At 35.6% G+C, this 12,805-nt stretch carries 14 protein-coding genes and 4 tRNA genes; 7 read left to right on the top strand and 11 right to left on the bottom strand.

Translation table 11 applies throughout. The features are described from left to right. Window positions 1–82 precede the first annotated feature (82 nt). From AC3ITD_RS03730 to AC3ITD_RS03715, 4 genes are all read left to right on the top strand, one after another. A tRNA-Gly gene (locus AC3ITD_RS03730) sits at window positions 83–155 on the top strand. A gap of 49 nt (window positions 156–204) precedes the next feature. Beyond that, window positions 205–288 (top strand) — tRNA-Leu (locus tag AC3ITD_RS03725). A gap of 183 nt (window positions 289–471) precedes the next feature. Continuing rightward, window positions 472–544: transfer RNA gene (locus AC3ITD_RS03720), tRNA-Gly, on the top strand. 72 nt (window positions 545–616) lie between these two features. Then, window positions 617–700: transfer RNA gene (locus tag AC3ITD_RS03715), tRNA-Leu, on the top strand. Window positions 701–834: 134 nt separating this feature from the next. Here the strand turns inward: AC3ITD_RS03715 and AC3ITD_RS03710 are convergent. From AC3ITD_RS03710 to AC3ITD_RS03695, 4 genes are all read right to left on the bottom strand, one after another. Beyond that, window positions 835–1,083, bottom strand: a complete 249-nt coding sequence (locus AC3ITD_RS03710; protein WP_265797569.1) for a hypothetical protein — start codon at window positions 1,081–1,083, stop codon at window positions 835–837. 213 nt (window positions 1,084–1,296) lie between these two features. Beyond that, window positions 1,297–1,482, bottom strand: coding sequence for a Sec-independent protein translocase subunit TatA/TatB (locus AC3ITD_RS03705; protein WP_056849829.1), 186 nt, complete (start codon window positions 1,480–1,482; stop codon window positions 1,297–1,299). A 76-nt stretch (window positions 1,483–1,558) separates the two neighbouring features. Beyond that, window positions 1,559–1,927 (bottom strand): response regulator, encoded by a 369-nt coding sequence (locus AC3ITD_RS03700; RefSeq protein ID WP_265797572.1) that lies wholly within the window; start codon window positions 1,925–1,927, stop codon window positions 1,559–1,561. Between the two features lie 131 nt (window positions 1,928–2,058). Next, complete coding sequence (locus AC3ITD_RS03695; protein WP_489364080.1) at window positions 2,059–4,509, bottom strand: glutaminase family protein; 2,451 nt, start codon at window positions 4,507–4,509, stop codon at window positions 2,059–2,061. Between the two features lie 186 nt (window positions 4,510–4,695). Between AC3ITD_RS03695 and AC3ITD_RS03690 the strand changes: the two genes are divergently transcribed. Then, window positions 4,696–5,115: an SRPBCC family protein gene (locus AC3ITD_RS03690; protein WP_489364079.1), complete on the top strand. Its 420-nt coding sequence runs from the start codon at window positions 4,696–4,698 to the stop codon at window positions 5,113–5,115. On the opposite strand, the gene AC3ITD_RS03685 is transcribed toward AC3ITD_RS03690, so the two are convergent. Next, a complete protein-coding gene (locus AC3ITD_RS03685) occupies window positions 5,090–5,746 on the bottom strand; it encodes a 2OG-Fe(II) oxygenase (protein WP_489364078.1) in 657 nt (218 codons plus the stop codon). The two genes, AC3ITD_RS03690 and AC3ITD_RS03685, sit on opposite strands and share 26 nt — an antisense overlap. Window positions 5,747–5,856: 110 nt before the next feature. Between AC3ITD_RS03685 and AC3ITD_RS03680 the strand changes: the two genes are divergently transcribed. Next, window positions 5,857–6,861 carry a phosphotransferase gene (locus AC3ITD_RS03680; RefSeq protein WP_489364077.1) on the top strand — a complete coding sequence of 335 codons (1,005 nt, stop codon included), beginning with the start codon at window positions 5,857–5,859 and terminating at the stop codon, window positions 6,859–6,861. 60 nt (window positions 6,862–6,921) lie between these two features. Beyond that, window positions 6,922–7,785, top strand: a complete 864-nt coding sequence (locus AC3ITD_RS03675; protein WP_489364075.1) for a dienelactone hydrolase family protein — start codon at window positions 6,922–6,924, stop codon at window positions 7,783–7,785. A gap of 4 nt (window positions 7,786–7,789) precedes the next feature. Here AC3ITD_RS03675 and AC3ITD_RS03670 read toward each other — a convergent pair whose 3' ends face one another. From AC3ITD_RS03670 to AC3ITD_RS03645, 6 genes are read right to left on the bottom strand one after another with little or no spacing between them, the layout of a single operon-like run. After that, entirely contained in the window at window positions 7,790–8,752 is a 963-nt protein-coding gene (locus AC3ITD_RS03670) for a hypothetical protein (RefSeq protein WP_489364073.1), read from the bottom strand. 8 nt (window positions 8,753–8,760) lie between these two features. Continuing rightward, window positions 8,761–9,861, bottom strand: a complete 1,101-nt coding sequence (locus AC3ITD_RS03665; protein ID WP_489364071.1) for a toxic anion resistance protein — start codon at window positions 9,859–9,861, stop codon at window positions 8,761–8,763. A gap of 20 nt (window positions 9,862–9,881) precedes the next feature. Next, window positions 9,882–10,496 carry a TerD family protein gene (locus AC3ITD_RS03660; RefSeq protein ID WP_489364069.1) on the bottom strand — a complete coding sequence of 205 codons (615 nt, stop codon included), beginning with the start codon at window positions 10,494–10,496 and terminating at the stop codon, window positions 9,882–9,884. 4 nt (window positions 10,497–10,500) lie between these two features. After that, entirely contained in the window at window positions 10,501–11,055 is a 555-nt protein-coding gene (locus AC3ITD_RS03655; protein ID WP_265797581.1) for a TerD family protein, read from the bottom strand. Between the two features lie 3 nt (window positions 11,056–11,058). Next, window positions 11,059–11,895 carry a phosphoribosyltransferase family protein gene (locus AC3ITD_RS03650; protein ID WP_489364066.1) on the bottom strand — a complete coding sequence of 279 codons (837 nt, stop codon included), beginning with the start codon at window positions 11,893–11,895 and terminating at the stop codon, window positions 11,059–11,061. Next, window positions 11,892–12,587, bottom strand: a complete 696-nt coding sequence (locus AC3ITD_RS03645; RefSeq protein WP_489364064.1) for an HAD family hydrolase — start codon at window positions 12,585–12,587, stop codon at window positions 11,892–11,894. Before AC3ITD_RS03645 ends, AC3ITD_RS03650 begins: the two co-directional genes overlap by 4 nt. Between the last annotated feature and the right edge of the window lie 218 nt (window positions 12,588–12,805).

Here is a 12,805-nt window from a genome sequence, read left to right as displayed (position 1 = left end):
TAATAAAAAATCCCTTGACAGAAATATAAATCTGTCTATATTTGCAACACCAAAACGAAACAGCATGTCGGTTTTGTTTAATGCGAAAGTAGCTCAGTTGGTAGAGCACGACCTTGCCAAGGTCGGGGTCGCGAGTTCGAATCTCGTCTTTCGCTCTAAATGCCTTCCTACCAGAGGGCATTTATTTTAAAAGGTTAATCGCCTGCTCGGGTGGTGGAACTGGTAGACACGCAGGACTTAAAATCCTGTGCTTTCAAAGGCGTGCGGGTTCGATTCCCGCCCCGAGTACTTCAAAAACAATCGAAGCTAAAGCCATCAACAATGATGGCTTTTTTTGTTGATTCAACTCCTGAAGATGGATAAACGAAGAATTATCAATCAACAAAAAATAATTTTTAATAATTTTTGAATCTGAAATTTATATTTCTATATTTGCAACCCCAAAGGGAATACAGCGATTGTATTATTCATGCGAAAGTAGCTCAGTTGGTAGAGCACGACCTTGCCAAGGTCGGGGTCGCGAGTTCGAATCTCGTCTTTCGCTCTAAATGCCTTTCCTACCGGAAGGCATTTATTTTAAAACATTAATCAGCTCGATTTATCGGGATTGACTAATGCTCGGGTGGTGGAACTGGTAGACACGCAGGACTTAAAATCCTGTGCTTTCAAAGGCGTGCGGGTTCGATTCCCGCCCCGAGTACAATAAACAAATCGAAACTAAAGCCATCAGCAATGATGGCTTTTTTTATGCCTACATTTTTTTGAACTCACCCTGCTCACTTAAATAAGTTAGTCCATAAAAAAAGGCTTTCTTGTTAGGAAAGCCTTGAACTTTTATACAATTTGATAATTTACGTTTACTCTTTTGGGGTAGTTACTTTCTGATTCATTTAAGGATATAAAAGCAGCTTGATTATGAACTTCATTCTTTAGTGCATGTTCATAATGAAATTGAATAGTTTCTTGATTATTTTTTGGTAAGTTTCTTGTCGCTTCGATTAAAAGGTTCCTATCATTTAAATTCTCTGGCAATAAAGTGATATCGCAATTTCCTTCACTTATTTCTTTAACTAGATATTTCATTTGTTTTTAACATTCGGCTCTTGTGTTAGTCTATTTCAAGAACAGGGCAAAATTAACGCTAGTGAATGTTTTATATGTAATCTAAAAGTTAATTTTAAGCAAAGCATTGTTACGTCTGTTCCAACCAAGTTCATCGTATAAAAAAAACTCCAGATGGTAGATCTGAAGTTTTCAAATGTTTTTCGGTAAATGTTTTTTATTTAAGCAAATATTTTATACTTCTTTCTGAACCTTAGGCTCTTCTGTACCCTCTTGTCCGTTTTTGAATTCTTTAATGCCTTTTCCTAAGCCTCTCATTAATTCTGGAATTTTCTTGCCTCCGAATAATAAAAGGATAGCAACTCCAAGAATTATCATTTCTGGACCGCCAAGTATTGCTGCAATGGTTGAATGTGTCATGTTTTATGGTTTAAGGTTTTTTGAATGAATCTGTTTATATATACGTTGATTAAGCCACTACGGTTTCCAACAAAAATTAGGATGGAAGATTTAATTGGTAATCCACACGCTTCAACAAATCATAAATATCAAAGGGCTTGGAAATAAATCCCTGAGCATTACATGTCTTATTAATTTCTCCAATTTTTGCATGAGCACTCATCATCAGAACCGGAATATTTTTAGTGCTATCGGCCGTCTTTAAACCACTACAAATATCAATACCACTTCCATCAGGAAGCATTACATCGAGTAAAAATAGATCTGGTTTAAGATTTTTAGCATTTAAATTGAAGTCTTCTATACTTGCGAAACCTGTTACATCGTAATTTTCTTCTTGTAATAAAAGAATAATTACATCCCTAATTCCCTCATCATCTTCTAGCACACACACACTTTTTCCCATCTCCTTAATTTTATTCTGACCTGATCAATTTTAAATATTTAGAAACCAATTAATTAACCAACAATGAAATGAATTGTTTTTAAAATTTTAGCGCCTATTAGAATAGAATAAGAAAACTGCAGATGAAGGCACTACTTTTTGTTCTTTAATTTCTCTTCGAACATTTTAATAAAGAATCCGCCAATTACACTTCGGGCAGTAAAATTTTGCCTTTTGGCATCTTTGGTTTCATGCCAATCACTCATTGGTACCCTATCTGGCGTTTCAATAGCATAAGTGAACACTGGCTCAATTATAGCTTCAAAATCCTTTCTATCCGATGCTAAGGTAGCTGTCCAGGTGATCCAGTCAGATTTCGTATAAGTTTTACGACTATCCAATGGCAAGCCGTATTTTGTCTGTTTTGTTAAATAGAATTTAATTTCTTTATCATAAACCGATTGCGGGAATAAGCCAAGATTTAACACTTTATCCCAAACCAGATTATATTTCTGGCTCCATGTATTTTTGTCGTTAAAAGTTAACGCATAATGATCACCCGCATCCGCTAACTCCATCCACTTTTTAGCCATATTTTTGGCCATTTCAGTATATTTATTCCCTGTTGCCGTTTCTCCAAGCATGGTGGCCAACATCCCATATCCGCCTAATGCAACGATTGCTTTAACCGATAAATTTGCATTTCTGGCAAGGTGACCAGCAAAATCATCGGTTGATAATTGGTTCGCCGGATCTAAACCTTCTTTGCTTAAATACTCTGCCCAAATGCTTAGGGTTTTCCAATGCCTTTTCGCATAACTGGCATTACCTTCTGTTTTAGCTATAGCCGCCATTAAGATTAACATGTTTCCCGATTCCTCGATTGGCATATCTTCTCCATAAGTTTGGCCATTTGCCAGTGGATAAGTCCCTAAATCATGTGCTGAATAAGGTTTGGTCCATTTGCCGCTTTCGCTGAAATAAAATATTCCGTTCATCATGCCTTTAACCAATTCGGGATTATAAATTAAAAACAAAGGTGCTGAAGGATAAGTAATGTCAACCGTTCCGATAGATCCATTGCTAAAATTTTCTTTAGATAGAAACAGTAACTCGCCACTTGGGCTTTGCACCAATTTGTGGGCAGAAACCGCTTGCCTGTAAGCCAAAATGCATAGCTGTGCATATTTCTCTCCTCCACTTTTTACAGCATTCTGATGTAATTTCTGATCAAAAGCCTTGCATTTTTGCGTCACTTCCGAATATTGAGCACTGGCCTTTTGCAGCTGGTTCTCTATCTTTTCCTTACCGGTGGTATTCCACCATGGTCTTAAATTGGCATGGAAGTATTGTAAAGAATAGAGGTCATCGTAGCCCAACATCACATAATTTTCCCTTTCTGTAGCCCCCACTTTTCCTAATGGAATGATAGTATTCAAAACCAATTGTTTGCCCTGTAATTCATTTTGTTTGAATTGTTTACCCGTTAAAAATGTGGTTAATGCATTGCTGACACTTGAAATGTTTTGAATGCTTTTATAACTAGCTGGCGTAGCAACGTACATATAACCCCAATCTATCCTCACGTCATCGCCCGCTCTTTTTAGTATAGGTTGCTCAATGGTACCCGCCCTTAATATAGAAAGGGTTGCAGTGCCATATTTATTTGCTTCAACCTTCTGGAAAGCACTATGTATTGCGATATTGGTTGATGCCCCGTAATACAGTTTTACCTCATGTTGTTTTCCATCATTGGCTTTAACTTTACTGGTGATGTAGGAAACTGGCCTCGAAAGAAGATCCAGATCGTTCATTAGAAGTGGAGATGTGAATGTTAAAGTTAAATCAATTTTACCACACTTAAATGTATAAATGGTTTGCGTGGCATTAAAGGTTAAGCTTTGTTGTATTGCTTCTTCGATCTTTGTGGCATTGACATCCGTCGGCTCCTCTACTAAACCATAATCTAAAAAAGATGGCCCTCCGGTATTTTTGGCATAAACAGCCAGCACATTTTTCCCAGTTTTCAAAAGTGCTTTATCCAACGGGATATAAACAAATTTGCCCTCCACCTTTGGTACATTGTAAATTTCCTGACCATTTAGGTAAGCTATGGCATTGTCATCATGTTTTATTCTAAAAAAAAGCTTGTCGCTGTTCATATTTTTTAGGGTAAAAACACGTCTTGTCCAAACCTCATCTTTGCTCCATAATGTTCTTACCTGCGATTTTTCACTACCAACTGGCCCCATTCCCTTCTCCCATTTACTATCGTTAAAACCTACATTAAACCAATCTGCATCTGGCTTGCTTTCTGTAAATGATAATTCCATTGATTTTTCATCTGCGGTAGGTAAAATAGAGCGATATACTTTTTCTGATTGACCCAGGAAATTATAAACTTTTCCATCAACGTTAATCATCCCAGTGAGTGATTGGTTGGCACCAGTCCAATGTTTGGTGGTACTTTTGTTCAAAGAATCTGATGAGGACCAAATGCTAAAATAAGGATCGTGGGTAATTAAAGGATAAGCTGGTGCCGATCTTTGTTGTGCAAACACAGCTGTATAGCTTACTAGAAGTAGCACTAAAATTTTTCTCATAATATATTTGGTAAAACGTTTAACTAGCATCCAAAGTAAGTAATCAAAGTTTACTTTTGCATTTGTTTTCAATTTGTTACGAAAGAAAAAATTGTTCAAGAAAATTACACCGGTAATTTGTCGCATCCGCCCTTGCCAGAATGTGATTACTTCAATTAGCTTTACATAAAAATTAAATCTCAAGAAATGGAAACTAAAACACCAATAACAATAGAAGCAGTTATTAATGCGCCAGTAGAAAAAGTTTGGCAATATTGGTCGGAACCAGCGCACATTACAAAATGGACTTTCGCAGCGAGTGACTGGCATGCGCCTTATGCCGAAAACGATTTAAAAACAGACGGGAAATTCAAGACCCGAATGGAAGCAAAAGATGGCAGTATGGGTTTTGACTTCGAAGGAATTTACAGCAAAGTTGAAGAGCATAAAGTTATTGAGTATGGCTTGGGCGATGGAAGGCAAGTGAAAATCACTTTTGAAGAAACAGATGGTAAAACAAAAGTTATTGAAACATTCGACCCAGAAAATCAGAACCCGATAGAAATGCAGCGAGACGGCTGGCAGTCCATTTTAGATAATTTTAAAAAATATACGGAAGAGAACTAACATAAAGAGCGCTTTCAAACCTAGAAAGCGCTTTTTGTTTACCTATTTTTAGCCAGCCGGTAATGCTCATCCTTTGTTTGTTGGTTGCTAAAACCTCATGAGCCAAATCGGCACTTTTAAAAAAAACACCTTTGCCGCTAACTGGAGAAATATTCTGCTGTGCATCATTTTGGTAAATGCGTAGCTCTCCCCCATCCTCAATTTTCCAATCTGCATTTAAATACAGAATTAGTGAATATTGTCGGCTGCCATTGTTTTGAAACTGATCTATATGTTTCTTGTAAAATGCTCCTGGTTGATAAAGCGTATAGTGAAATTCGTAGCCAGTAATGCCCGTGTAACAAGTATTATTTAAGTGAAGCACAAATTTATCCATCAAATCGAAAAACTCATTTTCGTATGGGTTATTATGTTTCCTATCCAGCCAATAAATTACATCACTCCTAACGAGTTTGTCCTGAACAACAATTTTATTGTTACCAATGCCAGCGCTGAGAAGTTCATTGTTTTGAAAAAGATGAATTAAATTGGTCTTTAAATGAGCAGCGAGAGCGATACTAAGAAAATTTTCTACAACACCAACCTTATCTTCGATATAACTATCTATAAGGCAATCGAATATCTCTGTCAATAAGTCAACGTTAATTAGAACAACACGTTCAAAACATTACAAGGTAGTCTAATTAAAGTATTGCCACGATTTTAATCTTATATATTTGATTGATTTTTAATTCAGCAGTAATGACTTCTATTTTCCCGGCTCAATATTCTACCTTATCGGCAACGGCCTTAAATAAATATCTCATTGACGTTTATCAATTAGAACAGGATACAACTTGTAGCTTACTAATTAGAAATGTGAGCGATACTTACCTGGTAGAAAACACAAAAGAGCGGTACATATTTAAAATTTATCGTGATTCGCATCGTAAGATAAGTGAGATAGAAGCCGAAGTGGAGTTATTAAATATTTTAAAGGAAAATGGAAATTCTGTTTCTCATCCATTAAAAGATAGAAGTGGGAAACAAATACAACAATTTAATGCCATTGAAGGGACAAGAAATGGCATATTATTTTCTTGGGCTGAAGGAAACGTAATCATTGACTTGAATGAAGATCAGTTAATTACACTTGGTAGAGACATTGCCAAATTACATCAAACCACGGTAAATCTAAAACTTAAGCATCATCGACAACAATTCAACGTCGAAACCACGCTATTAGCGCCATTGAGAATTTTAAAGCCTCATTTTAGAGAAATGGTTGATGAATATGAATATCTGAATGCACTATCTAAAAAGGTAATAGATAAATTTTCATCATTTAATACCTCAAATTTTTCTTATGGTTATTGCCACTACGACTTCTTTCCGAAAAATTTTCATTTTGACAAGAATGGTAAAATCACGTTTTTTGATTTTGATTTTGCAGGAGAAGGTTATTTAGTTAACGATTTGATGTCGTTTTTGAATCACCTTTTTTTCCATCAATTAAATAATCGGATTAACAAAGAGCAGGCGGAAGCAGATTTCAAGATTTTTTTAAAAGCTTATCAAGAAATTAGGACGTTGACCGATGATGAAATATTGGCAATTCCCTATTTAGGAATTAGTTTCCATATCTTTTTTTTAAAATTCTTTTACGATAATTACGACGATTGGTCTAACACATTCTTAACGCCAAGGTATGTAAAGCATCGGGTAGAATTGATAAAAAAATGGGTAGCGCTTTATTGTAACTTTTAGCAAAAAATGTATTAAATATCACAAGGCTTGGTTATCTTGTGTATAAAAAATCAACCCAAAATGGATCAGAAAATCATTACCCTTTACGACGAATATACCCACAGCCAGGTAAGCAGAAAAGATTTCATGAAAAAGCTTGCGCTTCTTGCTGGTAGTACGGCATTAGCGTTGACTATTTTACCTATGTTAGAAAATAATTATGCTGCTGCAGCTGATTTTAATAGTGATGACATTGACGTAGAAAATATTACTTATGCTGGTGTTGATGGTGATATGAAAGCAGTTTTAGCAAAACCAAAAGGCAAAAAGAAGTTGGGTTGTGTTTTGGTTATTCACGAAAACAGGGGCTTAAACCCACATATCATTGATGTAACTAAACGCATTGCAGCCGAAGGTTTCTTAGCGCTTGGTGTAGATGCACTTTCTCCGCTTGGAGGAACACCAGCAGATGAAGATAAAGGGCGGGAACTAATTGGCAAGCTTGATCCACAAAAGAACCTTCAAAATTATTTGAAAGGCCTGGAGTATCTGCGCAACAGGAAAGATGGAAATGGCAAAGTAGGTTGTGTAGGTTTTTGCTGGGGCGGTGGAATGGCCAATAAACTGGCTGTTAACGATCCGAAATTGCAAGTCGCTGTAGCTTATTATGGCGCACAAGCCAATGCAGTCGATGTACCGAAAATAAAAGCCAGTTTGATGTTGCATTATGGTGGCTTGGATGAGCGCATAAACGCTGGGATTCCTGTCTATGAGCAAGCATTGAAAGAAAATAAAATAGACTATAAAATTTATATTTACGATGGCGTGAACCACGCTTTTAATAACAATACTTCGCCAACTAGGTACAATGAAGCCGCAGCTAAATTGGCTTGGCAACGAACTATCGATTTGTTTAAAAGTAAACTCTCTATTTTAACCCGATAGCGGTTTAAAAAAGATCTGTACGTAGCATTTCTTTCAGAATATTCGATTGTACATCGAAATTATTGAGGTGATTTAGAAAGTTGATATCAGAAATTTTCTGGTAGCTGCTTTCTAATAAATCTTGCACATCTTTAGACATGGCCGTTTTCATCACCGCAGCATTACTTTTCAACTTATCATTTTTGTATTCTAATTCCTGAACAATTCTTTCTCGTTCTGAAAGATTGTTGGACGTATCGAGATCTTTAAAAACTGATAAATCACATATCAGGAACAGATTTCTGCTGGGATAAAACAGAAAATAAGTCTTGTTATCCAAAAACTTATATACCTCGATAATTAATTCGCTAGATTTTAAACCCAGATGAAACTCTGTTCTAAAATCGAACTTACAAAGTCTTCCCATTAATTTCTTTTCAATCACGGCATATGCATTCGAATAAACATTTTTGCCCTGATAATCCACCAATTGTGATAACTGTTCGGCTGTTAGATCGAAATAATAATCGTTTGCGTACTTGGCACTGAATACGTTAATATTTTTTGAGAATGGAAAATCGGTGCTTAAATCAGAGAGATTGTTATAGAGTCGCCTAAGCGACTGGTTTACTTTTAATGTTTGCTTCTGTTTATCTTGCGTGAATTTATTTTTATCATAGAGCGAGCCTGATATTTTATCGATCAGGGCTTCATTCAGGTCAATTTCATCATAAATTAAGGCCACATTTTTCTCGTTGCTTTTCTTAATTTTCCGTAGTAAGGCAATAACACTATCCGTAAATTGTAAATGAAAAAGATCGAGTTTTTCTATTTCCAAATCTTCATTATTGGAAAATAGTTGATGAATAACCTGCGTTCTTAAGAAGATTTTATAAATAATTTCATCATCAAAAAACGCAGAGAGCAACTGTAAACGGTTGATCTCTGCGTTTGATTTATTTAAAATATTTAAACGGTATTCATCCATAGTTTAGTTTAGCTCACCCTCGTCACGTTCTTTTTCAACTCTGCTTCTAAAGTTTTCAATTCACCATCAAGCACTTTTCTGCTTTGTGCCCCAGCTTCATGAATCTGTTTCACTTCGTTTAATGTTTCAATTAAAGAAGAGGTTGTCATTTTTAAGGTCTCCAAAGAAACAACAGTTTTTTCATTTTCTTTAGCAACATCGATACTATTTTGTTTTAACATCTCTGCATTCTTCTGCAAAATGGTATTTGTTGTATCCGAAACCTTCTTTTGCATCTCTACATTGGCTTTTTGCCTTTGTAGTGCAACTGCAATGGTTAACTGGTTTTTCCAAACCGGAATAGTTGTAGAAACAATAGATTGTGCTTTCTCTGCAATCGATGTATTGTTATTTTGTACTACCCTAATCTGAGCCAGAGACTGCAACATAATGAAACGAACAATTTTCATATCCGCCAACCGTTTATCCAGGCGGCTGGTAAAATCTCTCAAATCAGCTATCTCATAATCTTGGTAATCTGCAGGTCTGCCTTCCATTTCGGCAAGTTTAAGCTGTAGTTCGTTGTATCGCAACTGACCAGAAATAATCAAATCTTCCATTTGTTTGATGTAGCTTACATTGCTATCAAACATGGTTTGTAAAGCGGTATTGTCTTTAATTGAGTTTAATCGACCAGCTTTGATTTTGTTGGTGATCTTATCAATATTATTAACAACCACATCATATTTCTGAAACAATTTTTTCACATCAACAACCAGATTTTTTAAAAATGGAATGCGAGAGATAAAACTTTTGAAGCCACTTTTTTCCAGTTCAGAAACATCAATATAGTTCAGTTCGGTAAGCAGTTCGTTAATAAGACCGCCCACTTCACCACTGTTGTAAGTTCTTACCGATGCTAAGAAATCGTTACTGTATTTCTCCATCGAATTTTGTGCTTCACTTCCATAATTTAAAATGGAATTGACATCAGATGGTTCTAAAGATTTTGCAATCTCTCTATATTTTGCGGTTTCTTCAGTGGTGATTACTTCGAGATTTACATTGCCATCTTTATCTAGTTTAACTGGCGTTAAATTCGGGATCGCATCGTTTGGGTTGGTTTCCATAGTTATATTTAAGCTGTAAACTATAAATAGTTTTGAGTTACAGTTTTAACCGTTTCTTCTAATTTTTTATCGCGGGTTGGTTCTCCAATGGCATTGAATTTCCATTCGCCATTTTTTTTGTAGAAAACGCCCATAACCATAGATACTGAGCCTTTAAAGGCTGCATCATTTGCAATATCGTAAGTAGCGAAGACCTCATTTACACGTTTGCTGGTACCTTCGTAAATACGGATAGAAGCAAATGGAATGGTACCAAAGTCATGTCCTCTAAAGCTATTTAAAACAAAAGCTACGTAATTAACATTGGCATCCAATTGAGCTAAATCTAAAGTAATTACTTCGTTATCCAGGCCATCGTCGCCACCCATGTCGCCAGTTAAATCATCGCCACTGTGCTTTACCGATCCGTTTTTAGATTTTAAGTTACCGAAATAAACCACCTCTAGAAGTTGCTTACTGTGGTTATACAAAACACAGCTGGCATCTAAATCTACGGCTTCTTTTGATGAACCGAAACCAAACATTCCTTTCTTTTCGATAGCGCCCCAGTTAATACCAACACAAACATTTTGCAGCTTGCTTCCGTTTGATTTTTCTAAATTGATTCGCTGACCTTTTTGAAGATTGATTGCCATAATTTTATTGATATTTGTTTAAATAATCCTGTAAACCACCTTTCATTCCCATTCCAACCGCTTCAAATTTCCATTTGCCTTCGCGTTTGTAAATTCTGCCAAACTCAACTGCTGTTTCGATTGAAAAATCTTCTTCTAATTCATACTTCAAAATCACCTCATTGGTTGTGGCATCGAATATTCTTACAAAAGAGTTTCTTACCTGACCAAAGTTTTGTTTTCTGGTTTCAGCGTCGTGGATGGTAACCACCACACAAATTTCGCTTACTCTTGGATCTATTTTAGTCAAATCTACTTTCACTTGTTCATCATCACCATCGCCGTCACCAGTTAAGTTATCGCCTGTATGTTCCACTGCTCCATCAGGAGAGGTTAAGTTGTTGTAAAAAACAAAATTTTCGTCAGAAACTAATTTTTTCTGATCGTTTAAAATAAAAATCGAGGCATCTAAATCGAATGCAGCACCAGTTGAAGAGCTGTTGGTATCCCAGCCTAAACCGATTGTAAATTTAGGTGCATCAATGTTTTCTCTTTGTCCTTTTTGCAAGTTAATAGCCATATCTTAAATTAATTTATAGTTGTTATTTTTGATGTAATTTTTAATTTGATGTAAATTTTTGGCGTAAGCTTCTATGGTATGATAGCCGTTTCCTAGTGCCAAATCGTACAATTCATTTATAAAATCGCCATTTCTACGTTCGAGGAAGATGCTAAAACTTTCTGAAGCGGTATTGAGAATGTATTTAACAATTCTGGTATTGAAACAAAAATCCCCTCCATCGATAATGTCCTCTAAATCGAAAATTGATTTGATTTGGTGGTAATTTAAGAAATTCTCTACGTTTGGATGAATGTTTTTATTCACCAGCTCGGCAAAGTAGAGCATATGCATTTCATTTGATAAGCCATACGCTTTAGCCATTTTCAAAATCATTCGCTCATGGCTACCCGTTATTCTGATATCATCGAGAAATAATAAGGTTTTCCCAACCAGAAAATCTTTATCAATGTGAAAAGAATCATTTCCTATAAGGCTTAAACGTTCTTCAGCACTTAATTCGCCGTAATCTTCCTTGTAAGTTACAGTTCTGTGCACTTTGGTTTCCTGTACCTGTAAGCCGCCGTTTTCTACCAACCAGCGATTTAGCTGAGAAACGAAATAGTTTTTCATCGCAAAGGTAGCTGTGGGAATAAAGCTATACGGACTTGAAATAACCACGATTTGATCAGTAATCAAATTATCAGCCAGGTAGTATTTAATAAATCCGTCTGCCAAATCTTTACCAAATGATTTTGCTATGAGGTTATCACCAAATTTAAAGCGACTGTAGTGATCGGGATTGAAGCCAAAATCGGCTGTGTTATCAATTTTGTGAAGTGAGTAGGTGTAAGGAATCATGAAAGTAACGTTAAAATAGATTGATTATTGGAGTTGATCAACATACTTTGTATACCCATTGCATTAGCGCCCCGAATATCAGCATGTGGATTATCCCCAACATGAATAATATGTTGTAAATCAAGCTCGGGATGTTTGCATCTATCAATGTTGTTTAACATCAATTCGAAAAATTTAGGGTTTGGTTTTGATAGCCGTACATCATCAGAATACAATTGAAAATCGATGAATTGATCTATTTGTAAATGATGGAGCACTTTTTTTAAGGTGTTACCCTTAATGAATCCGGTATTACTTAAAATATTGGTAGAACTTAAATTGCTTTCTTTTATTTGAGAAAGAACGGGTAGACAATTTTCACAATATACAAGCGGCATGTGTTCAAAAAGCAGCTCTTCCATATCATTGTAAATCTTCTCTAAATCTACCTCGTTAAAAGCAAAACTAAAATCGTTGATCATGCTAATCACCATGAGGTACATTTCATCAGCATCAACATTTTTACCGGTTTTTTCGTTAATGGCATTTACCATCAAATCTACCTGGCGAAAAATAGCACCCACCTCATCCACACTTTTTTGCTTAGCATTAAACTTAGCATGAAAGTATTTGGTTCTTTCGAGTTTAAACGCTGGGTTTGATTTAATCAACGTTAACCAAAGATCGAATGAATAATGTTTGTAAAAAGCCATTGCGCCTATTTCCTAATCTGTGTTATAAAATTCTAATATTACAAAATTGATTGTAGAACAAGAAATATTTGATTGTAAGTTTTATCACAGATAAGCTTTGTTTTTGATATTTAGATAGAGCAAAGAAACAAAATTATTGAACTTAAATGCACTTAACCAAAAATTTATTATACCGTTTAGAACGAAGATTGGCCCTTCTGTTACAGATTAATAATAAT

Source organism: Pedobacter sp. KH_004, from assembly GCF_057840755.1.
This window is presented reverse-complemented; position numbering and strand designations above follow the sequence as displayed.